The 21,861-nt window shown below is 68.9% G+C and carries 16 protein-coding genes and 4 pseudogenes; 8 read left to right on the forward strand and 12 right to left on the reverse strand.

Features of this window, described 5'->3' with window-relative positions:
• Window positions 1-20: 20 nt before the first annotated feature.
• From G4Q83_RS18595 to G4Q83_RS18635, 9 genes are all read right to left on the reverse strand, one after another.
• Window positions 21-602, reverse strand: coding sequence for a cytochrome b (locus tag G4Q83_RS18595; RefSeq protein WP_128421731.1), 582 nt, complete (start codon window positions 600-602; stop codon window positions 21-23).
• On the reverse strand, window positions 599-1,714 hold the full coding sequence (locus G4Q83_RS18600; protein WP_128421730.1) for a catalase family peroxidase: 1,116 nt from the start codon (window positions 1,712-1,714) through the stop codon (window positions 599-601). The genes G4Q83_RS18595 and G4Q83_RS18600 overlap by 4 nt, the downstream gene beginning before the upstream one ends.
• Before the next feature lie 251 nt (window positions 1,715-1,965).
• Window positions 1,966-3,336 carry a leucyl aminopeptidase family protein gene (locus tag G4Q83_RS18605; RefSeq protein WP_128421729.1) on the reverse strand — a complete coding sequence of 457 codons (1,371 nt, stop codon included), beginning with the start codon at window positions 3,334-3,336 and terminating at the stop codon, window positions 1,966-1,968.
• 85 nt (window positions 3,337-3,421) lie between these two features.
• Complete coding sequence (locus G4Q83_RS18610; RefSeq protein WP_246432167.1) at window positions 3,422-4,147, reverse strand: HAD family hydrolase; 726 nt, start codon at window positions 4,145-4,147, stop codon at window positions 3,422-3,424.
• Window positions 4,148-4,251: 104 nt separating this feature from the next.
• On the reverse strand, window positions 4,252-5,361 hold the full coding sequence (locus G4Q83_RS18615) for an AI-2E family transporter (RefSeq protein WP_128421727.1): 1,110 nt from the start codon (window positions 5,359-5,361) through the stop codon (window positions 4,252-4,254).
• Between the two features lie 146 nt (window positions 5,362-5,507).
• A complete protein-coding gene (locus G4Q83_RS18620) occupies window positions 5,508-5,957 on the reverse strand; it encodes a hypothetical protein (RefSeq protein WP_128421691.1) in 450 nt (149 codons plus the stop codon).
• The gene (locus G4Q83_RS18625; RefSeq protein ID WP_128421692.1) at window positions 5,954-6,454 is read right to left on the reverse strand and encodes a phage holin family protein; all 501 of its coding nucleotides are present in this window, start codon (window positions 6,452-6,454) and stop codon (window positions 5,954-5,956) included. Before G4Q83_RS18625 ends, G4Q83_RS18620 begins: the two co-directional genes overlap by 4 nt.
• Before the next feature lie 5 nt (window positions 6,455-6,459).
• Entirely contained in the window at window positions 6,460-6,828 is a 369-nt protein-coding gene (locus G4Q83_RS18630; protein ID WP_128421693.1) for a hypothetical protein, read from the reverse strand.
• 176 nt (window positions 6,829-7,004) lie between these two features.
• Entirely contained in the window at window positions 7,005-8,444 is a 1,440-nt protein-coding gene (locus tag G4Q83_RS18635; RefSeq protein ID WP_128421694.1) for a Do family serine endopeptidase, read from the reverse strand.
• A 459-nt stretch (window positions 8,445-8,903) separates the two neighbouring features.
• Between G4Q83_RS18635 and G4Q83_RS18640 the strand changes: the two are divergent.
• The 7 genes and pseudogenes from G4Q83_RS18640 to G4Q83_RS18670 form a co-directional block, all read left to right on the forward strand.
• Window positions 8,904-11,709: pseudogene (locus G4Q83_RS18640) on the forward strand (ribonucleotide reductase N-terminal alpha domain-containing protein).
• 192 nt (window positions 11,710-11,901) lie between these two features.
• Entirely contained in the window at window positions 11,902-12,576 is a 675-nt protein-coding gene (locus tag G4Q83_RS18645; protein WP_128421695.1) for a hypothetical protein, read from the forward strand.
• Window positions 12,577-12,666: 90 nt separating this feature from the next.
• Window positions 12,667-12,870: pseudogene (locus G4Q83_RS18650) on the forward strand (TSCPD domain-containing protein); the annotation flags it as partial.
• A gap of 158 nt (window positions 12,871-13,028) precedes the next feature.
• On the forward strand, window positions 13,029-13,328 hold the full coding sequence (locus G4Q83_RS24830) for a hypothetical protein (protein ID WP_185817261.1): 300 nt from the start codon (window positions 13,029-13,031) through the stop codon (window positions 13,326-13,328).
• 13 nt (window positions 13,329-13,341) lie between these two features.
• A complete protein-coding gene (locus tag G4Q83_RS18660) occupies window positions 13,342-13,740 on the forward strand; it encodes an Imm10 family immunity protein (protein ID WP_128421697.1) in 399 nt (132 codons plus the stop codon).
• A 42-nt stretch (window positions 13,741-13,782) separates the two neighbouring features.
• Window positions 13,783-14,581: pseudogene (locus G4Q83_RS18665) on the forward strand (IS5 family transposase).
• A 66-nt stretch (window positions 14,582-14,647) separates the two neighbouring features.
• Window positions 14,648-15,168 (forward strand): annotated as a pseudogene (locus G4Q83_RS18670) (IS5 family transposase); the annotation flags it as partial.
• Window positions 15,169-15,251: 83 nt separating this feature from the next.
• Here G4Q83_RS18670 and G4Q83_RS18675 read toward each other — a convergent pair.
• The 3 genes from G4Q83_RS18675 to G4Q83_RS18685 form a co-directional block, all read right to left on the reverse strand.
• Complete coding sequence (locus G4Q83_RS18675) at window positions 15,252-16,613, reverse strand: AMP-binding protein (protein WP_128421365.1); 1,362 nt, start codon at window positions 16,611-16,613, stop codon at window positions 15,252-15,254.
• A 98-nt stretch (window positions 16,614-16,711) separates the two neighbouring features.
• Window positions 16,712-17,728, reverse strand: a complete 1,017-nt coding sequence (gene cydB, locus G4Q83_RS18680; protein ID WP_128421366.1) for a cytochrome d ubiquinol oxidase subunit II — start codon at window positions 17,726-17,728, stop codon at window positions 16,712-16,714.
• On the reverse strand, window positions 17,728-19,128 hold the full coding sequence (locus G4Q83_RS18685) for a cytochrome ubiquinol oxidase subunit I (RefSeq protein ID WP_128421367.1): 1,401 nt from the start codon (window positions 19,126-19,128) through the stop codon (window positions 17,728-17,730). The genes cydB and G4Q83_RS18685 overlap by 1 nt, the downstream gene beginning before the upstream one ends.
• Before the next feature lie 219 nt (window positions 19,129-19,347).
• Here G4Q83_RS18685 and G4Q83_RS18690 point away from each other — a divergent pair, with 219 nt between their 5' ends.
• Window positions 19,348-21,726 carry a S9 family peptidase gene (locus tag G4Q83_RS18690; protein WP_128421368.1) on the forward strand — a complete coding sequence of 793 codons (2,379 nt, stop codon included), beginning with the start codon at window positions 19,348-19,350 and terminating at the stop codon, window positions 21,724-21,726.
• Window positions 21,727-21,861: the final 135 nt, after the last annotated feature.

Consider the following 21,861-nt stretch of genomic DNA (forward strand, 5'->3'; position numbering starts at 1 on the left):
CCGGCGCAGCGCAACAGCCGCTAGCGCTGCTCCCGCTGCGGCGCCGGCGCGGCCACCGGCACCGCAGCGCCCCGCGCCATGCTCGAGAACACACCGTCGCGGCGCACCCAGGCATGGAACAGCGCCGCGCACAGGTGCCCGAGCACCGTGGCGAACAACAGGTACCCCAGCCAGCCGTGCGCGCTGCGCAGCCAGGCGTAGAGTGCAGGACCGTGCGGCGCGATCGGCGGCAACTGCACGCCCGGCCACAGCACGATCGGATAGCCGCCGGCCGACAGCATCGACCCGCCCAGCAGCGGCATCGCCAGCATCAGTGCGTACAGCAGCCAGTGCGAGGCCAGCGCCGCGGTCTTCTGCCACCACGGCAGGTCCGCCGGCAGCGGCGGCGGCTGGTGGCGCAGGCGGTTGCCCAGGCGCACGATCGCCAGCAGCAAGATCGCGATGCCCAGCGGGCGGTGCAGGTCGAGCAGCCACGGCCGCTGCGACACCGAGGCGACCATGCCCACGCCGACGAACAGCATGGTCAGGATCATCGCCGCCATCAGCCAGTGCAGCACGCGTGCGGTCGGGTTGAAGTGCCCGGAGGCGTTGGCGCGGCTCATTGCCCACCCCCATGCGCCTGGCCGGTGGCGTCCGCCGCCTGGCCGCGGCCGATCTCGCGCTCGCGGCGGTCGAACGATTGCGCGTACACCGCCGAGCGCGCGGCCAGGATCGGATCGTCGGAACCGGCGATGCCGCGCGGCAGGATCAGTGGATCGTAGTTGAGGTCGCGGCACGGGCCGGTGGCCTGTGGCTCGGCGTGGTCGAGCACCAGGGTGCCGGCGACCACCTGGTGCCGCTGCTGCGGCCAGGGTTGCGACGGGTCGTCGATCGGGTCGCCGGGCGCGGCCACGGTCAGCACCAGGTCCCAGCGCAGCGGGCCGCGCGCCAGCCGCGCCTGCAGGTCCTCGCCCAGGAAATCGGCATCGGCCTGCGCGCGCTGCGCCGCCGACAGTTCCTTGAACGCGGTCTGCGGCCGCATCGACCAGCGCACGAAACGGCGGCTGCCGTCGGCGGCGGTGAAGCGGAACGCATTGACGCCGTTGTACTGGGTATTGGCCCAGCTGTCCGACCAGGGCGCGGTCTTGGCCCATTGCTGGAATTTCTTGGCTTCCGGGTAGCGCTGCAGGAACGCGACCATCTTCGCCGGGTCCGGCTTGCCGGTGGCCGGGTCCGGCTGCGCGGCCAGGGTCTGCGCCATGAAACCCTCCGGGGTGGCCACCGCGAAGAACGGGAAGCTGTTCATCGCCGTGCGCCACTGCTGGCCGTCGTCGCTGCGCAGCAGCAGCGCCATGCTGCGTACCCGCCCGGCGGCGTCGGCGCCGTGCGGATCGCCGCCACCGATCGACATCCGTCCCAGCACCGGCACCGCCGCCTGGGTGAACACCCGTGCCGAGGACAGCGCGCGCGCCTGGCCGTTGCCCTCGAAATGGCCGCTCACGCACATGCCCTTGCTGTGCGCGCGGCGGAAGCCCGGATGCGGCGGGCCGCCGGCCTCGATGGTGTCGGTCATGCGCTGCGCGGTCAGCCGCTGCGGCCCGCCCAGCCAGCCGGCGCTCCAGGCGAAGGCGGCGGCGATCGCGGCGGCGATCGCGGCGATGCCGGCCAGCGCCAGCCAGGGCCGCGGACGGTGTGGCGGGGGGGTCGGCGGCGGGGTCGGATCGGGATGGGACATGTGGCAACTCCTGTGGCGGCGGCGATGGAGAGCGTGGCGTGCGGCGCGGCGTTCCGCGACCGGCGCAGACGGGCATCCGCCCCCGGTCCGGGAATCATCCGCCTGGCCGTGCGTCCTGCCTGTGATAGTGCCCCCGACCGCTGTCGCGCGTGCGAGTGCGGCCGCGACCGCGCATGCAACGTCCTGCATGCTCGCCCAATGCCGCCCAAGGGCCGGCTGGAGCGGTCTCTCGCCGCCGCCAACGCGTTGCCTCAGCCGGCGTAGCGCGCCTTGAGCATGGCGTAGGCCGAGCGCAGCGCCAGCGCTTCGCCGCCGGCCGGACGGCCGGGGCGGTCGCTGTCGTTCCAGGCATACACGTCCAGGTGCGCCCAGGGCTGCCGCGCCGGCACGAAGCGCTCCAGGTACAGCGCCGCGGTGATCGCGCCGGCCATGCGCGAGCCGGCGTTGGCCAGGTCGGCGATCGGGCTGGTCAGGTAGCGCAGATACGGGCGCCACAGCGGCATGCGCCAGACCGGGTCGCGGCTGCGCTCGCCGGCGGCGATCCAGGCCTGTGCCAGCGCGTCGTCGTTGCAGAACAGCGCCGGCAGGTCCGGGCCCAGCGCGATCCGCGCCGCGCCGGTCAGCGTGGCGAAATCCAGGATCGCGTCCGGCGCCTGTTCGCTGGCATAGGTCAGCGCGTCGCACAGCACCAGCCGGCCTTCGGCGTCGGTGTTGTCGACCTCCACGCTGACGCCCTGGCGCGTGGCGATGACCTCGCCGGGGCGGAACGCGTCCGGGCCGACCGCGTTCTCCACCGCCGGGATCAGCACGGTCAACCGCAACGGCAGCCGTTGCGCCATCACCAGCCCGGCCAGGGCCAGCGCGTGCGCCGCGCCGCCCATGTCCTTCTTCATGTGGCGCATGCCATCGGCCGGTTTCAGGTCCAGGCCGCCGGTATCGAAGCACACGCCCTTGCCGACCAGCGCCACGTGCGGATGCGCCGCCTCGCCCCAGCGCAGCACGATCAGCCGCGGCGCGCGGTGCGAGGCGCGGCCGACGGCATGGATCGCCGGGAAATTGCCGCTCAGCAACGCCGCGCCGACGATGCTCTCGCACTGTGCGCCATGCGCTTGCGCGATCGCGCGCGCGGCCGCTTCCAACTGGTCCGGGCCCATGTGCTCGGTGGGCGTGTTGACCCAGTCGCGCACGCGCACGCAAGCCTCCAGCAGGTCGCGCACGTCCGTGTCCGGGGTGGCCAGCAGCCGCGCTGGCTGCCGCGTCGGCTGCTTGTAGCGGGCGTAGTGGTAGCTGCCCAGGCCCCAGCCCAGTTGCAGCGCGGCCTGCTCGTCGGCGCTCAGCGCGCTGGCCAGCTGCCAATTGCTGCCGGCCGGCAGGGCGAGCGGCGCGTGCGCGTAGGCGTAGGCATCGCCGCGGTCGCCGACGCCCAGCACCGCCGCGGCCACGCCGTCCGCGCCCGGCAGCAGCAGCGCGGTGCCCGGCGCGGCCAGGAACTGCTGCGCGTCCAGCCACGCCACCCAGGCCGGCACCTGCGCCGCGCGCCATTCGGCCAGGCGTTCGCGGTCCAGAACGTACAGCGGCAGCGCGTGGGTCGAGGCGTCGGTGAAGCCGGAAGGCAGGGACATCAGCAGATCCTTGTGGGACGGGCACGGGCAGTGGCGGGCGCGGCCTGGACGAACAGGCGGCGGCAGGCGGCCGCCCGGGCGACGCTCATGCGCGCACTCCGGACGCCGGCTGGGTGGCATCCAGCCAGTCGGCCAGGCCAGTCAGGGTGGCGAAGTGCAGGTCCGGCGGCGTCGGCGGATGCCAGGCCTGCGCGTCGCGGTTGATCCAGCAGCCGCGAAGGCCCGCCTGCATCGCGCCGACCACGTCCATCTCGATGTGGTCGCCGACGTGCAGTACCTGCGCACAGGGCAGGCCCAGACGCGCGCAGGCGGCGTGGAAGATGCTCGGGTCCGGCTTGGCCGCGCCGTGCTCGCGCGCGTTGAGCTGGAACGCGAAATGCGCTGCCAGGCCGATCGTGGCCAGGTCGGCGTTGCCGTTGCTCAGCGCCACCACCGGCAACCGCGCGGCGATCCGCGTCAGCGCCGCGATGCTGTCCGGATAGCACTCCACCTGGTTGCGCGCGGCGTGGAACACCGCGAACGCCGGCTCCGCCAGCGCCTCGTCGGCGCCGCTGTCGCGCAGCGCGCGGCGCAGGGTCAGGCGCCGCATCTCGCTCAGGTCGTGCACCAGGTGCGGATGCGCGACGAAGACCTCTTCGCGCAGCTGCCGCATCGCTGCGATCGGGAACCGTTCGGCGGTGCGCGGACTGTGCTGCAGCAGCCAGTCGTGCAACACCTGTTCGATGCGCGCGCCGATCGGCGCGAACGGCCACAACGTGTCGTCCAGGTCCAGCGTGATCGCACGAACGGGGAAAGAAGGGAAAGGAGTCACCCGTTGCATTTTACGCCAACCGGCCGCCGCGGCCGCTGCCCAGCGGTGAGACATGCGCGCCGGCGCCGTGACGGGGGCCGGACCATGCGCTCCCGGGTCCAGCGTCATTCCAGCAGCCTGGCCCAGCGCTGCATGCCGTCCACCCGGGCCAGCACCAACTTGATGCATACCAGCAGCGGCACCGCCAGCAGCAGCCCGATCATGCCCCACAGCCAACCGAACAGCATCAGTGCCAGGATCAGCATCAGCGGCGAGATCGCCATGCGCCGGCCGAGCACGATCGGCGTCACCACCTGGCTCTCGAGCGCGTGCAGCGTCAGGTACACGAGCGCCGGCAGCGCGGCGGTCAGCGGATCGCGGAACTCGACGAAGCCCATCAGCAGCATCAGGATCGCGCCGATCAGCGGACCCACGTACGGAGCGAAGTTCAGCAGCGCCACCACCGTGCCCCACAGCAGCGCTTCCTGCAGCGGGATCCGCAGCAATATCAGGATGCCGGCGAAGATCAGCCCGACCAAGGTGTTGATGATGCTGATGGTCAGCACGTAGCGCGACACCTCGCGCTCGATCGAGCGCAGGATGTCGGTGGTGAACTTCTGCTGCTGCCGGTTCGGCAGCAGCGCGATCGCATGCCGTTGCAGGTTCTCGCCGAACACCATGAAGAAGAACGTCAGCAGCACCACCGCCAGCGCCGAGGCGGCCAGCCGCGGAGTGCGCACCAGCGCCTTGTACGGATCGTCCAGCTGCGTGCGGATCACCTGTACGCGGCGTCCGTTGTCGCCGCCGGCGGCGCGCGCGAAATTCTCCGCGGCCTGGTTGGCCTGCTGCATCGGCTTGGTCAGGTCGCGCACCTCGCTGGCGATGTGGCGCATCTGCCGGGGCGCCTGTTGCACCCACTCGGCGGCCGGGCCGGCCAGCTGCATCGCCAACGTCGTCGCCACCGCCATGCCCGACAGCAGCACCAGCAGGGCGCCGAAGAAGCGCGGCACGTACAGCCGCTGCAGCCCGCGCAGGATCGGATTGCCGACCAGGGCGAAGAACGCCGCCAGCAGCACCGGCAGGATCACGTCCTGCGCCGCCCACAGGGTGTAGCCGACCGCCAGCGTCGCCAGCATCACCAGCGACACCGGGCCGCGCGGGCGCGGCGCCGGCGGCAACGCGTGCTCGGGAGGCGCGGCCACGTCGACGGCCACGGAATCGGAGAGAGTGCTCATCAGACCTGCGCTGCGGACGATGGTACGGGCACGCGTCCTGCGGACGCGCACCGTTGGCAAAAAAAAGGGGGGGGGGGGGGGCAAGTGTAGGCCGATCCTGGCCCGCGCGGTATGAAGACGGCGTGGCGGCCGCAGCGGCCGCCGGCTCAGCGCTCGGACAACTCGGTGGCCGCTTCCGCCGCGCGCGGCGGCACTTGGTCGGCAGGCGCTGCCGACACGGCATGGCCGGTCGCCGCCTGGCACCGCACCGCAGCGACCGCCGCCGGATCGACGACAGCGGCCGTCTCCTGCGTCGTCTCCGCGGCGCGTTCGGCATGGTCCGACGTCTGCTTGGCCTTGGTTGCGGTGACCAGGCTGGAGAGGGCGCTGAGCATCTGCAGCCAGCGCGCGCCGCCGAGCTTGCCGATCGCCGCGGCCGGTTCGGCGCGCCCGGCCAGGAACCCGGCGCCCAGTCCCACCACAACGATGCGCAGCGGGGTCCAGCCTTCGCGCCAGACCCGCTGCAGCGTGGTCCATTGCGCCTGCATCCGTTGCTGGCGCCCGTCCAGGACGGTCTCGGCACGCGCGATGCGGTGCTGCAGTTGGTGGAATTTCATTGGCCGGCCTTTGCCGCCGCCGCCGTGTTGCCGTCGGCGTGGTCCTCGTCTTCGCCCTCGCCGCCGATGCCCAGCTTCGCCAACTGGCGGCGGGTGGCGTCGAGGGTGCTCATGTCGAAATAGCGCAGTGCCTGCCAGGCGCCCAGCGCGGTGACCACCAGGCTGAACGCCGCGGTCGCCGAGATCGATGTCAGCCACGACCAGCCCAGCCGCTGCAGCACCGCGATCAGCGCGCCCATCAGCAGCATCCAGGCCGAGGCACCGAACGCCACCGAGATGGTCAGCCACACCAGCGCGCGTGCCAGGGCCGCGCGCGCCAGCGCCAGGTCTGCCGTCACCAGCCGGTGCAGCGCGCGGCCGGCCTCCAGCGTGTGGGCCAGGCCCAGGCGGCCAGCAGTGCCGAACTCGCGGAGCGACGCTTCCAGCGACGGCCGTGCGGCCGCCTCCGGATCGGGCGCGGGAGCGGCGCCGCCGTCGTGGGCCTGTTCGTCGCTCACGAGGCTTACTTGTCGCTGCTGCGCGCCAGCTTGGCGACGATCCAACCGGTGGCGAAGGCCACGCCGAACGAGGCCAGCGGGCGCTCGAGGATCAGCTCGGCGGCGCTGTCGATCAGGTCGCGGCCCTTGTCCATCAGCACATCGATCTGCTCCTTGGCCGCGGCCCCGCCGAACTCGGCAGCGGCCAGGCCGGACAGCGCGCTGTCGGACAGCTCGGCCTTGACGTTGGCCTTGCCCAGCTTCAGCTCCTCGCCCGCGGCGCCGGCCGCGCCCTTGATCGCTTCGCCGGCATAGGTGGCGGCCGACTTCAGGTGCGCACCGGCTTCGCCGAGGTTGTCCTTGAGGTTTTCGGTATTGGTGGGGCTGGTATTCATCGCGTGTCTCCTGACGGGGGTAGGGGGCGCGCCTGCGCGCGGCAGGCGGTTCGCGGATCGCGATGCAGAGGAATAGCATCGACGCGGTGTAGAGCTTGTTACGTCCGTGCTGCGCATGGGCGGCCTGGCCGATCGGCTGCAGGGCGCATAGCGCGCCGACCAGAGGCGGGCTTGCCTCAATGCATCAACAAGTCCGCCTGCGCGCCGCCGCGGACCACGCGCAGCACCAGTGGCGCCGGCTTGCGCGCGAAGTTGGCGCGGAAGCTGGCCAGGTCGGCGAATTCGCCGATGGACGCGGCCATCACGATGTCGCCGCCGGCCAGGCCGTTGCGCGCCGCGCGGCTGCCACGCGCCACGGTCCCGACCAGCACCCCGTTGATCCCGGACTGGCGCAGCGACTCGGGTAGGTCGGTGAAGCTGGCGCCGCCCAGCCGCGGGTCCAGCGACTCGCCGCTGACCGCGCGCGGCTGCTCCTTCAGCGTCGCCTTGATCTGCAGCGGCTTGCCGTCGCGGCGCACGTCCAGCGTCACCGTGCTGCCCACCGGCTGCAGCCCTTCGTAGTTGTGCAGCGCCTCGGCGCTGTCCAGGCGCTCGCCGTTGGCGCCGACCACCACGTCGCCGGGTTGCAGGCCCGTGCCCGCCGCGGCCGAGCCGGTCAGCACCCGCGTCACCAGCGCGCCGCGCGGCGCGTCCAAGCCCAGCCCCTGCGCCATCTGCGCGGTCAGGTTCTGGGTCTCGATGCCGAAGGTGCCGCGGATCATCACCCCGTTGTTCTTCAACAACTGATCCACCACCGCGCGCGCCAGGTTCGACGGGATCGCCAGGCCCAGGCCGATGTTGCCGGCCATGCTGCCCTGCGGATTGAAGCTGGCGGTGTTGATGCCGACCAGTTCGCCGTGCAGGTCGACCAGCGCGCCGCCGGAGTTGCCCGGGTTGATCGAGGCGTCGGTCTGGATGAAGTTCTGGTAGCCCAGGCCGCGGATGCCGTTGCGGCCCATCGCCGAGACGATGCCCGAAGTCACCGTCTGGGTGAAGCCGAATGGGTTGCCGATCGCCACCACGAAATCGCCCACGCGCAGCTTGTTGCTGTCGCCCAGGCGGATCTCGGTGAGCTTGTCGGCCTTGATCCGGATCAGCGCCACGTCGGTGTCCGCGTCCGAGCCCATGAACTCGGCCTTGAAGCTGCGCCCGTCGGCCAGCGTCACCTGCACGTCGTCGGCGTTCTCCACCACGTGGTGGTTGGTCAGCACGTAGCCGTTCCTGGCGTCGATGATGACGCCCGAACCCAGCGACTCGTTGATGCGTTCCTGCGGGATGTCCGGGAACAGGCGGCGGAAGAACGGGTCGCTGAAGTACGGGTTGCGTACCCGCACCACCTGCTTGGTGTTGATGCTGACCACCGCCGGCATGGTCTGTTGCAGCATCGGCGCCAGCGACGGCAGCGGCTGGCCGGCGACCGAGGCCGGCAATGCCGCGCTGCCGGCCAGGGTCTGCGGCACCGGCGGCGCCGGTGCCGCGTCGGCGCGGTTGTCCAGGTGCGCGTTGATCGCGGTGGCGGCGAAACCGCCGAAGGCAGCGGCGGCGGTCAGGGTCAGCAGCGTGGGCAGCGGTCGCATGGGTCGGGTTCCGGATGGCACGGCGGGGACGCAGAGCAGATGGGCGCCTGGGCGCATAAATCAAGATGAACGCGTGGCGTTTAACCACCAGTGAAAGCCCGGCGCCGGGCCAAATCCGCTGCGCCGTACGGCGACGCCGATCGCCCCCGGTTGCCACGTTGACAGCGGGCTGGCCCAAGGTTAGGTTGCACTTCGTCTTGCCACTATATGTAGCGGTACAATGGCAGATCGACACAACAAATAGGGGTTTTCACATCCCAGGGGCGCGCAGTGACGCATGGCGTGAACATGAAACGGGCCTTCGAACGCCCGACGCATTCCCATCCGGTCCAAGGGCGGCGGCGCGCGCGCCGCCACGGCTGTCGTCGTGGCGCAGCGCAAGTGGCATACAGATGAAAGAGACACGGCGGGTGACCCCCATCCGCCCCATCGGGACAGGTTCGAGGAGAACAGAAACGAATGAGCACGGTGTGCCTGGAAGTCGTCCAGACCGAGTCCAAGCAGAACCCCACCCCGATGCAGCCGGCGTCGCAGGACATCTGGGACAAGAAGTACCGCCTGAAGACCAAGCAGGGCGACCCGCTGGATACCGACATCGACGGCACCTACCAGCGCATGGCGCGCGCGCTGGCCGATGCCGAGGCCACCGGGGAAAAGCGCGCCTACTGGTTCGAGCGCTTCGCCTGGGCGCTGCGCCGCGGCGCGATCCCGGCCGGGCGCATCCTCTCCAACGCCGGCGCGCAGGAACACAAGCCGGCCACCAGCACCATCAACTGCACCGTGTCGAGCACCATCACCGATTCGATGGACGGCATCCTGCAGAAGGTCCACGAGGCCGGCCTGACCCTCAAGGCCGGTTGCGGCATCGGCTATGAGTTCAGCACGCTGCGCCCGCGCGGCGCGTTCGTGGCCGGCGCCGGCGCCTACACCTCCGGGCCGATGTCGTTCATGGACATCTTCGACAAGATGTGCTTCACCGTGTCCTCGGCCGGCGGCCGCCGCGGCGCGCAGATGGGCGCCTTCGACGTGTCGCACCCGGACGTGAAGGACTTCATCCACGCCAAGCGCGAGGACGGGCGCCTGCGCCAGTTCAACCTGTCGCTGCTGATCACCGATGGCTTCATGCAGGCGGTGGAGCGCGACGCCGACTGGCCGCTGCTGTTCCCGGTGAACCGCAATGAGCAGGTCGACATCGACCTGGCCAGTGCCACCGACGTGGTCTGGCGCGACTGGCCGACCCACAGCGACTGCATCGTCTGCGACGACGGCCTGGTCGCGTGCAAGGTGTACGGGCAGATCCGCGCCCGCCACCTGTGGGACATGATCATGGTCTCCACCTACGACTACGCCGAGCCGGGCTTCCTCCTGATCGACCGCGTCAACGAGATGAACAACAACTGGTGGTGCGAGAACATCCGCGCCACCAACCCTTGCGTGACCGCCGATACCTGGGTGCAGACCGCCGAGGGTCCACGCCAGGTCGCCGACCTGCTGGGCGCGCCGTTCCTGGCCCGAGTGGATGGCAGCGACCATGCCAGCGGGGACCAGGGTTTCTTCAAGACCGCCCGCAAGGACGTGATGCGGCTGCAGACGGAGGAAGGTTACGCCCTGCGCCTGACCGAGGACCACCGCGTGCGTCGCGTCGTGCGGCAGACCCGCTGGTCGCTGGAAACGCAATGGTGCCAGGCGGGCCAACTGGTGGCCGGCGATCGCGTGCTGCTCAACGATCACCGTGCCGGCGCCCAGTGGCGCGGCGTGCGCAGCTACGAAGAAGGTTTCCTGCTCGGCATGCTGGTGGGCGACGGCATGCTCAAGCAGGATGCCGCGCTGTTGTCGGTCTGGTCCCAGGCCGCCGCTGTCAATGCGGCGCCGGCGCCGGTGGCGCTGATGGACGAAGCCCTGCGCTGCGCGCGCAGCCTGCCGCATCGCGTCGACTTCGCCGGCTGGACCGACGTGTGCGATCGCGGCGAATACCGCCTGACGTCGGCGGCGCTGCACGACCTGGCGCTGGAACTGGGCCTGCGCGCGGGGGACAAGGCGATCACGCCGGCCGTCGAGAAAACCTCCAGCGGTTTCCTGTGCGGCCTGTTCGACACCGACGACTCGGTGCAGGGCAGCCAGGAGAAGGGCGTCAGCGTGTGCCTGGCGCAGTCGGATCACCGCGCAGGCGCGCTTCGACTGGGAGGAATACAAGGAAGTGGCGCGCGTGTTCACCCGCATGCTCGACAACGTGGTCGAGGTCAACGGCCTGCCGCTGCAACAGCAGCGCGACGAGATCCTGCGCAAGCGCCGCCACGGCATGGGCTTCCTCGGCCTGGGCTCGACCATGACCATGCTGCAGATGAAGTACGGCAGCGCCGCCTCCTGCGAATTCACCGAAGCCATCGCCCGCGAGATGGCCGTGGCCGGCTGGGAAACCGCGCTGACCCTGACCAAGGAAAAAGGCCCGGCGCCGATCATGCAGGAGACCTTCGAAGTCACCGCCGCGATGCTGCGCCAGCGCCCGGAAATGGCCAAGGACGGCTGGCGCGTGGGCCAGCGGATCGAGGGCAAGCTGCTGCACGCCAGGTACAGCCGCTACATGCAGCGCATCGCCGAGGTGGCGCCGGCGCCGGCGCTGGTGGACGAACTGGCCGAAGTGGGCGCGCGCTTCACCCACCACAGCTCCATCGCCCGCACCGGCACCATCTCGCTGAGCCTGGCCAACAACGCCTCCAACGGCATCGAGCCCAGTTTCGCCCACCACTACAGCCGCAACGTGATCCGCGAGGGCAAGAAATCCAAGGAGATGGTGGACGTATTCTCCTTCGAGCTGCTGGCCTACCGTCACCTGGTCAACCCCAAGGCGATGCTGTTCGCCGAGGCCACCGACGCACAGCTGCCGGACTACTTCATCGGCGCCGACGACATCCACCCCAAGGAGCACGTGGACGTGCAGGCCGCGGCGCAGAAGTGGGTGGACAGCTCCATCTCCAAGACCGCCAACGTCCCCACCGACTACCCCTACGAGCAGTTCAAGGACATCTACCGCTACGCCCACCAGCAGGGGCTGAAGGGCTGCACCACGTTCCGCTTCAACCCGGCCGCCTTCCAGGGCGTGCTGGTCAAGGACGCGGACCTGGAGAACACCACCTACCGCTTCGAACTGGAAGACGACAGCGTGGTGGAAGCCAAAGGCAACGACCAGATCGAATACGACGGCGAAATGCACACCGCCGCCAACCTGTTCGACGCACTGAAAGAAGGGTACTGCGGTAAGTTCTGAGTCCGCGTCTTGCTTCCCAACGCGGCGATGGGGGCAGGGGCGGCGGCGGGGAGACCGGGGAGGCGGCGCGCCCTCTTCCCCGAACGCTTCCCCACCGCCTGCCGTGTGCCGCCGCCTCCGGCTCCACGCTTCGCTCCAATCGGTATAGCATCGCCAGCGTTACATGAACACTGACGCCCCGAGGAGGGTTTTATGAGCAACGGTAATGGTGTGACGGCGACGCTGACGCAGGTCGTCGAGAACGTGAAAGAAACCGCCAGCAACGTGGGCGAGGCGGTCGCCGCCACCGCCAGCGACGCCGTCGCCAGCGTCAAGCAGACCGCCGAGAACGTGCAAAAGCGCGTGCAGGACCAGGTCGCCAAGACCCGCAAGGTGGTCGAACAGGCCGAGAAGGCGGTCGCCAAGCGTGCCGAGAAGGCCGGCAAGTCGGTCAAGAAGACCGTCGCCAACGCGCGCAAGAAGCTGGAAGCGGCCAAGGCCAGCGCCCAGTCCGAAGCCGCCGCACTGGGCAAGACCGCCAAGAAGGCCGCCGCCAAGACCGCCGCCAAGACCACGGCGATCAAGAAGGCTGTCGGCAAGAAGACCGCAGTGAAGAAGGCTCCGGTCAAGAAGGCCGCGCCGAAGAAAGCGGCCAGGAAGGTCGCCGTGAAGAAGGCCGTGGCCAAGACGACGGTCGCCACCAAGAAGGCCGCGCTCAAGAAGAGCGTCGGGGCCAAGAAGGCATCGGCCAAGAAGGCAGTGAAGAAGGTCGCCAAGGCCGTCAAGAAGAGCACCGCCAAGGTCGCCAGCAAGAGCGCCGCGGCGAAGAAGACCGCCGTGCGCAAGAGCGCCGGCAAGCAGGCCGCGGGCACCCGCGCCAAGAAGTAAGCCGTCCCACACTGCGCCCTCTCTCCCGTGCGCGGGAGGGAGGCAGCGCGGGGACGCGCGCCCACACGGCACGCACCCCAGCAACGCACCATGGCCGTCAAGATCGACAAGAAAATCGTGGGCTACGCCGTCGTCACCGCCGAGGACAAGGCGCACGGCGCGGCGCCGCCCGTGCCCGCCGCGTCGATCGACCGCGCCACCGCCGAGGCCGAGGCCGAAGCGCCGGTGGACAACATCATCCACATGCACGAGCGCATCGAACGCCCCGACGTGCGGATCGGCAGCACCTACAAGTCGATCCCTGCGAAACCACCCAAGCCAAGGTAGCTGCAGTTGCAGGATTCGGTATTGGCTTCATTGTGCCTGGCGGGGGTTATGGTGCTGCTGGAAAGAGTGCCATCAAAAGGCTAGGGCCCAAAGGCGTAGTACAAGGCCATCACAATGCAAACGTGATGGTAAGAGAGGCAGATGGCCAAATCATTAGTCACGAAAGAATCGTAAGTGGCAATATGCTGCCTGCAGAAAAAGCTTTGGGGTTCCCGCAAAATACACTGGCATCCCACACCGAAGCACGAGCCGTGAATAATACACCTCTTAGAAGATGGGATACAATGACCATTACTGGAGAGCGTCCTCCTTGTCCCTCATGCAAGGGCTATATGAACAGAGCTGCTCAGGAGACAGGTGCAATGATAAGATACCAGTGGCGGGAAGGCGGCCAGACGAGGCGCTGGACTGCTGGCGGACAATAAAAAGGATTAACTTGTGTATAAATTTAGTGCTAAAAATGTCTCGGTAAGAGAGGACGGCTATTGCATTGTGATTGGATTGGCTGATGGTGAAGTTGACCCATCTCGCTATCTAATTCTGCAGAATGCGAAGACATATGACCAGCAGGATAGAAACTTAGGCATGGATCATGCACATATTGAGATTGGCGGTGGGCTTGAACCATGTTATGGGGGATTAGAAAAGGTCTCATTTAATGGGAATATTGTTGAATTTCTGCTTTCTGTTGAGGCGCAAAAAAAGCTAGGTGTCACTGAAGGAATTGAAATCCTGCTGGCGACAAAAGATAACTATGAGCAACTCGAGAAGGCGCTCATTCAAATTTGCGCTGCAGAAGAGATTCCATTTGTTGCTAATAGATCCTCCAGTGTCTAAGAGCCTGTTCACGATCTTTCCCGGGTAGTGCAAACTCTGCGGATGCGCACAAAGACGTATCCGAGTGCTATGAGCCGGGAGCGGTTCGAGCAGATCCGCCCCATTCTGGAGCAGGCGCGCAAGCGTAGCAAGCCACGGACCGTGGATCTGTAGGACGTGTGGTGCGCGGTGCTGTACCTGCTGCGCACCGGCTGTCAGTGGCCAGCGCTGCCCAGCGACTTCCCGAAGTGGCGCACCGTGCACTGCTACTTTGCCAAGTGGAGCGAACCAGACGATGAAGGAGTGAGCCTGCTGGAGCGGGCGCTCAAGAAATCAGGTTGGCGCGGCCCGCCAGAGACAGGGGCGCAACGCTTGCAGCACGTTCTTGATCGTGGACGCACAGAGCGTGAAGAACACGGACACGGCCGGCCAGAAGGGTTATGACGCGGGCAAGAAGGTCTCGGGGATCAAGCGTCGCATCGCCGTCGATACCCAAGGCCTGCCGCATGCGGTCGCGGTGACGACGGCGGAAGTGACCGACCGCAAAGGCGCGCTCCAATCCCTGGATCGTTGCAAGCCGAACCTGGGACACGTGCAAAGCCTGTTGTGCGATAGCGGCTATACCGCAGAACCGTTCGCCGAAGGCGTACGAGAGATCCTGGGCAAGCAAGTCACGGTGCAGATCGCCAAACGCAGCGAACTGCACATCTTCAAGGTCATGCCCAAGCGCTGGATCGTCGAACGCAGCTTTGCGTGGCTGGAAAAGAACCGAAGGCTATGGAAGAACTGCGAGCGCAAGCTCAACACCAGCTTGCAGTTCATCCACCTGGCATGCCTGACACTACTACTCAAAAGATCGTGAACAGGTTCTTAGAACGTCTAACAAAACCCACTTGAAAGCTGTATCGGTGGTGGCAAGATTGTTTGCATGGCTCGTCGCAAGGAGATCCCCGCAGCGCTGTGGAAGCGCATCGAATCCTTGTTTCCGCCGGCGAAGCGCTCGCCCAAAGGAGGGCGGCCGCGCGTCAGCGATCAACAAGCCCTCAACGGCATTGTCCATGTGCTTCGCACCGGGATTGCCTGGGAGGAACTGCCGCAGGCACGGGGCTACGGCAGCGGCATGACCTGCTGGCGGCGGTTGCGAGACTGGCAGGCCGCCGGCCTCTGGCATCGCCTGCATCAGGTCCTGCTGGCAAAATTGCGGCGAGCCGACAAGCTGGACCTGAGCCGAGCCAGTCTGGACGCGGCCAGTGTGGCCTCCCCCCGGGGGGCGCCGACACCGGGCCGAACCCGACCGATCGCGGCAAACTCGGCAGCAAGCGGCACCTGATCGTCGATCGCAAGGGCGTTCCCTTGGCGTTTTGCGTCACCGGAGCCAACCGGCACGACGCGGTGGTGTTCGAGGAATGGGGCGATGCCTTACACCTAAATCCATTGGCGCCGGGCCGTCGGGGCATGCACGGCCCACCCTGACGCGGACGCGGCAGGCATCGGCGCCGCGCCATGGGCGCAGCAGCGCATCAAGCCGCAACTCAGCCCTCGCGTTCGCCCGCCAACAACGCCAGCAAGCGATCGCGCGGCAGCTTGCCGGTTTCGTTGCGCGGCAACGCGTCGAGCTTGCGCAGGCGACGCGGCAGGAACACCGGGTCCAGTTCGCGGCGCAGCGCGGCCAGGATCGCGGCTTCGTCCAGGCTCGGCGCCACCACCACCGCAGCGATGCGGCCGAACGCGTGGCCGGGCTCGGGCTCCAGCTGCAGCATCGCCCCGTCCACCACGCCCGGCAACGCCAGCAGGCGCCGGGTCAGGTCGGCCAGCGAGGCGCGCTTGCCGGCGATCTCCAGCAGGTCGGCCTGGCGCCCACGCACCTGGAAGCGGCCGTCGGCGTCCACCTCCATCAGGTCGGCCAGCAGCACCGGCTGCACCAGGTGCGGTGCATGCACCAGTGTGCCGTCGGGCTGCGGCAGCACGCGCACGCCGGGCAGCGGCGTCCACTGCGTCTGGCGCGCGGTGCGGCGGCTGGCGAACACGCAGGTCTCGGTGGAGCCGAACATCTCGCGCACTTCGCCGCCGAAGCACGCCTCGGCGGCCGCGGCCAGTTCCTGCGCCAGCGGCGCGGTGGCCGAGACGATGCCGGCCAGCGGCGGCAAGGCGACGCCGGATCCGACCAGCGCGCGCAGGTGCACCGGCGTGGTCACCAGCAGCCGCGGCGCCGGCACCTGCGCCAGCGCGCGCGCCACGTCCTCGGGGAAGAACGGCCGCCCGGCATGCACCGCCAGCGGCGTCACCAGCGGCAGCAGCACCGACAGCTCCATGCCGTACATGTGCTGCGGCGGCACCGTCGCCACTACCTGCGGCACCACCCCGGCCTCCCACAGCCCGGCCAACGCCAGCAGGTCCTGGCGGGTACTGGTCAGGAAGCTGCCCCAGGTCTTGGGGTTGGGCTTGGGCGCGCCGGTGCTGCCGGAGGTGAAACCGATCGCGACCAACGCATCGTCCGCCAGGCGCGGCATGGCGCCGTCCAGGGCCGGCAACGGCTCGGGCAGCCGCCAGTAGCATGGCGGCGGGTCGGCCAGCGCCAGATCGCCCAGGCAATAGCTGTCGGCATGGCTGCGTTGCGCCTCGGCGACCACCGCCGGCGCGCGCGAGGACGGCAGCAGCGACGTCTGCCCGCGCAGCGCCACCGCGCAGAACGCGACCATGAAGCGGTAGCGGTCCTCGCACAGGTTCAGCGCATGCCGGCCCGGCGGCAGCGCCGCTGCCAGGCCGCGCACATGGCCGAGGAAGGTGGCCAGATCGATGCGCCGGCCGTCGGCATAGGCCAGCGCGCGGTGCGCGTGGCCCACGGCGAGCGGATGCAGGAGGGACGCGGAAACAGCGGAAGAAACGGCAGGCATGCGTGGCGAGGCTCGGCGGGCGATTGGCCCGCGCGGAGCGCGGGGCCGCGTAGCTTGGCCGCCGCCGCCGCGGCTGGCAAGCCGGCCGCGGCGCAAGCTCAGTGGTGGTAGCCGCTGTCGGCGGTGATCTTGCCGCGGAATACCCGGTACGACCATGCCGTGTAGCCCAGGATCACCGGCAGCAGCACGACCAGCCCGGCCAGCACGAAGCCCTGCGAGGACGGCGGCGACGCCGCGTCCCAGATGCTCAGCCCCGGCGGCACGATGTTCGGCCAGATGCCCAGCACCAGGCCGAAGAAGCCGAGCACGAAGAAGCACAGGGTCAGCACGAACGGGCGCGCATCGCGGCCCTGCGCCATCGCCGCGCGCCACAGCGCGAACGCATTGACCAGCACCAGCAGCGGCACTGGCGACAGCCACCAGAAATTGCCGTCGTGGAACCAGCGCGCCATGATCCGCGAGTCCAGGAACGGCAGCCATGCGCTGACCAGGCCCATGAACACCACCACCACCAGCACCAGCGGCCGGGTCAGCGAACGCGCGACGCGCTGCATCGGTCCCTCGGTCTTCAGGATCAGCCAGCTGCCGCCGAGCAGCGCATAGCCGGACACCACTGCCGCGCCGGTCAGCATCGAGAACGGGCTGAACCAGCCGAGCACGCCGCCCAGGTACTTGCCGCCCTGCAGCGGCATGCCCTCGACCAGCGCACCGAGGATCACGCCCTGCCAGAACGCCGCGCACAGCGAGCCCAGCGCGAACGCCCAGCCCCACAGGTACTTGGAACGGTGCGCCTTGAAGCGGAACTCGAACGCCACGCCGCGGAACACCAGCGCGATCAGCATCAGCAACACCGGCAGGTACAGCGCCGACAGGATCAGCGCATAGGCCCTGGGGAACGCGGCCAGCAGGCCGGCGCCGCCGAGCACCAGCCAGGTCTCGTTGCCGTCCCAGATCGGCGCGGCGGTGTTCATCATCAGGTCGAGCTGGCCGTCGTCGTCGGCGAACGGCGCGAGGATGCCCAGGCCGAGCACGAAGCCGTCCAGCAGCACGTACATCAGCACGCCGAAGCCGATCACCCCGAACCAGATCACCGGCAAGACAGTCGTCATGTCCATCAGCGGGTGCCCTCCAACGGTTCGTCGGCGGCCGACAGTGGCCGCGCCGGCGTGTGCTCGCCCTCGTACAGCTGCGGATCCGGCTCGTACGGCAACGGCCCCTTGCGCAGCATCTTCAGGATGTACCAGCCGCCGAAGCCGAACACGAAGGCGTACGCGGCCACGTACACGCCCAGCGACACCCACACCATCGCCGGGCCGATCGCGCTGACCGCATCGCCGGTGCGCAGCAGCCCGTAGATCACGTACGGCTGGCGCCCGATCTCGGTGACGAACCAGCCCGCCAGCAAGGCCACGAAGCCGGCCGGCAGCATCGCGTTCCAGGCCAGGTGCAGCCAGCGCCGCCGCAACAGCGTGCCGCGCCACCAGAACCACAGCGACACGAACGCCAGCAGCAGCATCGCCATGCCCAGCCCGACCATGATCCGGAACGCGTAGAACACCGGCTTCACCGGCGGCCGCTCGTCGGCGCGCACCGAGGTCAGCGGCGCGATCTCGCCGTCCAGGGTATGGGTCAGGATCAGGCTGCCCACGCGCGGGATACTGACCTCGTAGTCGTTGCGTTCGGCCTGCTCGTTGGGCACGGCGAACAGCACCAGCGGCACGCCGACGCCTGGCGCCTGGCGGTGCCAATGCGCCTCCATCGCCGCCACCTTGATCGGCTGGTGCTCGAGCGTGTTCAGGCCATGCGCGTCGCCGGCGGCGATCTGCAGCGGCACCGCGATCGCGGCGAACGCCACCGCCAGCTTCAGCATCCGCCCCGCCACCTGCGCGTGCACGCCCCGGCGCAGGTACCAGCCGCTGACCCCACCGATCACGAAGCAGGTGGTGATGAACGCGGCCAGCACCATGTGCGTGAGCCGGTACGGAAACGACGGATTGAAGATCACCTCGCGCCACTGTGCCGGCTGGAACACGCCGTCGACGATGGCGTAGCCGGCCGGCGTGTGCAGCCAGCTGTTGGCCGACAGGATCCAGAACGTGGAGATCAGCGTGCCGACCGCGACCAGGCAGGTGGACAGAAAATGCAGTTTCTCCGGCACCTTGCGCCAGCCGAACAGCATCACCCCCAGGAGCGAGGCTTCCAGGAAGAACGCGGTCAGCACCTCATAGCTGAGCAGCGGGCCGAGGATGTTGCCGGCGCGCTCGCTGAGCACCGACCAGTTGGTGCCGAACTGGAAGCTCATCACGATGCCGCTGACCACGCCCATGCCGAACGACACCGCGAAGATCTTCAGCCAGAAGAAGTACAGGTCGCGCCACAGGGTGTCGCGCGTGCGCAGCCAGCGCCATTCCAGGAACACCAGCCAGCTCGACAGGCCGATGGTGAAAGCCGGGAACAATACGTGGAAGCTGATGACGAATCCGAACTGGATCCGCGAAAGCAGTACTGCGTCCATGGACATCGCTCGTGAAACCGTAACTGAGCGCCATTGTTAGTCGCGCCGCGCGAAATTGCGTGTGACGTGTTGTCGCAGGGGATTGGGGATTGGGGATTGGGATTCGCAGGAGCCAGGAGCACGCGCCCCCCAATCCCGAATCCCCAATCGCGGCTCTTCACATGACGCCGCGGCGCCGCGGCTGCTACCCTCGCCGCTTCCCGTTCGTCCGGAACCCAGATGCGTCGCGTCCCCCTGTGCGTTGTGTTGCTGTCCCTGTCCTGCCTGGCGCCGCCGGCGATCGCGCAGGAGGCGGCGCCGTTGACGATCGAGCAGGCGATGGCCGATCCGGACTGGATCGGGCCGCCGGTCGAGGATGCATGGTGGGCCTGGGACGGGGGCCAGGTGCAATACCGGCTCAAGCGTGCCGGCAGCCCGGTGCGCGACACCTACCGCCAGGGCATCGATGGCGCGGCCGCGCAGCGCGTCGAGGACACCCAGCGCAGCACGCTGGACGCGGCCAATCCGGTCTACGACGCGCGCCGCCAGCGCATGCTGTTGGTGCGCAACGGCGACGTGTTCCTGCGCGACCTGCGCAGCGGCGCGCTGACCCAGCTGACCCGCAGCAACGAGGCCGCCTCGCGCCCGCAGTTCAGCACCGACGGCGGTGCACTGTGGCGGGTCGGCAACGACTGGTACCGCTGGAGCGCCGCCGGCGGCACGCTGCAAGCCGCGGTGCTCAAGGCCGAGCGCGACCCCGACGCCGCGCCCAAGCCCGACGCGCTGCGCGAACAGCAGCTGCGCACCCTGGAGACCCTGGCCCGCGATCGCGCGCAACGCGACCTGGCGCGACAACAGGAACGGGCCTGGCGTCGCGCCGACGGCAGCCGTGCGCCGGCGCCGGTGTACCTGGGCGAAGACGCGGCCATCGACGACAGCGCGCTGTCGCCTGACGGCCGCCACCTGCTGGTGGTGACCCACGCCAAGAGCGGCGACGCGGGCCAAGCAGGCAAGATGCCCAAGTACGTGACCGAATCGGGCTATGAGGAATTCCAGGAAACCCGCACCCGCGTCGGCCGCATCGCGCCGCTGGCGCAAACGCTGTGGCTGGTCGACATGGTCGCCGGCAGCGCGCGCAAGCTCGGCGTCGAGGCCCTGCCCGGTATCGACCGCGACCCGCTGGCCGCGCTGCGCAAGGCGGCCAAGCAGGAACCGCTGAAGGGAGCGCGCGCGATCCGCGTGGAGACCGACGGCGACGGCGACGGCCCGGCGATCCACTGGAGCGCCGACGGCCGCAATGCCGCGGTGCTGCTGCGCGCGGTGGACAACAAGGACCGCTGGATCGCCAGCGTCGACCTGGACAAGGCCATCCTGCAGAACCGCCACCGCCTCACCGATGCGGCTTGGATCGGCTGGAACTTCAACGATTTCGGCTGGCTGGCGGACAACCAGACGCTGTGGCTGCTGTCCGAGCAGTCCGGCTATTCCCACCTGTACACCCAGCGCGGCGGCGACAAGCCGCGGCAGCGTACCTCCGGCGAATGGGAGGTGTCCGCGCCAGTCGTCACCGCCGATGGCCAGGGCTTCCTGTTCCTGTGCAACCGCAAATGGCCGGGCGACTACGAAGTGTGCAGGCTCGACCTGCGCGACGACAGCGTCAGCGAGCTGACCGCGCTCGACGGCGTGGAGGACTTCGCGCTGTCGCCGGACGGCGGGCAACTGCTGGTGCGCTACTCGGGCAGCTACCTGCCGCCGCAGCTGGCGGTGCTGCCGGCGGCCGGCGGCGCCGCGCGCATCCTCACCGACACGCGCAGCGCCGCATTCAAGGCGCGTGCGTGGATCCAGCCGCAGTACGTGCAGGTGCCGTCCCAGCACGGCGCCGGCGTGGTCTGGGGCAAGTACTACGGCCCGCAGCGGCCCGAGCCCGGCAAGCGCTACCCGATCGTGATGTTCGTGCACGGCGCCGGCTACCTGCAGAACGTGTCGGCGCGCTACACGCCGTACTTCCGCGAGCAGATGTTCCACAACCTGCTGGTGCAGCAGGGCTACGTCGTGCTCGACCTGGACTACCGCGCCAGCGCCGGCTACGGCCGCGACTGGCGCACCGCGATCTACCGCAACATGGGCCATCCGGAACTGGAGGACTACCTGGACGGCCTGGACTGGCTGGTCGCCGACAAGCAGGGCGACCGCGACCGCGCCGGCATCTACGGCGGCTCCTACGGCGGCTTCATGACCTACATGGCGCTGTTCCGCAGCCCCGGTACGTTCAAGGCCGGCGCCGCGCTGCGTCCGGTCGGCGACTGGACCCAGTACAACCACGAGTACACCGCCAACATCCTCAACACCCCGGAACTGGACCCGGAGGCCTACCGCACCTCCTCACCGATCGAATATGCCGCCGGTCTGCGCGACCACCTGCTGATCGCCCACGGCATGATCGACGACAACGTGTTCTTCCGCGATTCGGTGAGCATGAGCCAGAAGCTGATCGAACTGCACAAGGACAACTGGGAGATCGCCCCATATCCGCTGGAACGGCACGGCTTCACCCGCGCCGACTCGTGGCTGGACGAATACAAGCGGGTGCTGAGGCTGTTCGAGCGGCAGCTGAAATAGGCCTGCCTGCGGCAAGCGTGCCCGCGCACTGCAGGAGCGCTAAGGGAGCGGCCAACACGGCAATGGGTTCGCTGGCGGCGGGCACCGTCGGGGCTGAAAACCCTCTCCTGCAGTGCACCCAGCCACCCTGCTCCC

The sequence above is a fragment of the Xanthomonas theicola genome (assembly GCF_014236795.1).
GTDB classification, from domain to species: domain Bacteria; phylum Pseudomonadota; class Gammaproteobacteria; order Xanthomonadales; family Xanthomonadaceae; genus Xanthomonas_A; species Xanthomonas_A theicola.

What these genes read in the sequence shown, in the direction of transcription:
- G4Q83_RS18615 (WP_128421727.1), bottom strand. Translation starts at nt 5,361, where the DNA reads ATGAGCACTCTCTCCGATTCCGTGGCCGTCGACGTGGCCGCGCCTCCC.
- G4Q83_RS18675 (WP_128421365.1), bottom strand. Translation starts at nt 16,613, where the DNA reads ATGCCTGCCGTTTCTTCCGCTGTTTCCGCGTCCCTCCTGCATCCGCTC.
- G4Q83_RS24830 (WP_185817261.1), top strand. Translation starts at nt 13,029, where the DNA reads ATGGTAAGAGAGGCAGATGGCCAAATCATTAGTCACGAAAGAATCGTA.
- G4Q83_RS18600 (WP_128421730.1), bottom strand. Translation starts at nt 1,714, where the DNA reads ATGTCCCATCCCGATCCGACCCCGCCGCCGACCCCCCCGCCACACCGT.
- G4Q83_RS18690 (WP_128421368.1), top strand. Translation starts at nt 19,348, where the DNA reads ATGCGTCGCGTCCCCCTGTGCGTTGTGTTGCTGTCCCTGTCCTGCCTG.
- G4Q83_RS18605 (WP_128421729.1), bottom strand. Translation starts at nt 3,336, where the DNA reads ATGTCCCTGCCTTCCGGCTTCACCGACGCCTCGACCCACGCGCTGCCG.
- G4Q83_RS18645 (WP_128421695.1), top strand. Translation starts at nt 11,902, where the DNA reads ATGAGCAACGGTAATGGTGTGACGGCGACGCTGACGCAGGTCGTCGAG.
- G4Q83_RS18685 (WP_128421367.1), bottom strand. Translation starts at nt 19,128, where the DNA reads ATGGACGCAGTACTGCTTTCGCGGATCCAGTTCGGATTCGTCATCAGC.
- G4Q83_RS18635 (WP_128421694.1), bottom strand. Translation starts at nt 8,444, where the DNA reads ATGCGACCGCTGCCCACGCTGCTGACCCTGACCGCCGCCGCTGCCTTC.
- G4Q83_RS18630 (WP_128421693.1), bottom strand. Translation starts at nt 6,828, where the DNA reads ATGAATACCAGCCCCACCAATACCGAAAACCTCAAGGACAACCTCGGC.
- G4Q83_RS18595 (WP_128421731.1), bottom strand. Translation starts at nt 602, where the DNA reads ATGAGCCGCGCCAACGCCTCCGGGCACTTCAACCCGACCGCACGCGTG.
- G4Q83_RS18620 (WP_128421691.1), bottom strand. Translation starts at nt 5,957, where the DNA reads ATGAAATTCCACCAACTGCAGCACCGCATCGCGCGTGCCGAGACCGTC.
- cydB (WP_128421366.1), bottom strand. Translation starts at nt 17,728, where the DNA reads ATGGACATGACGACTGTCTTGCCGGTGATCTGGTTCGGGGTGATCGGC.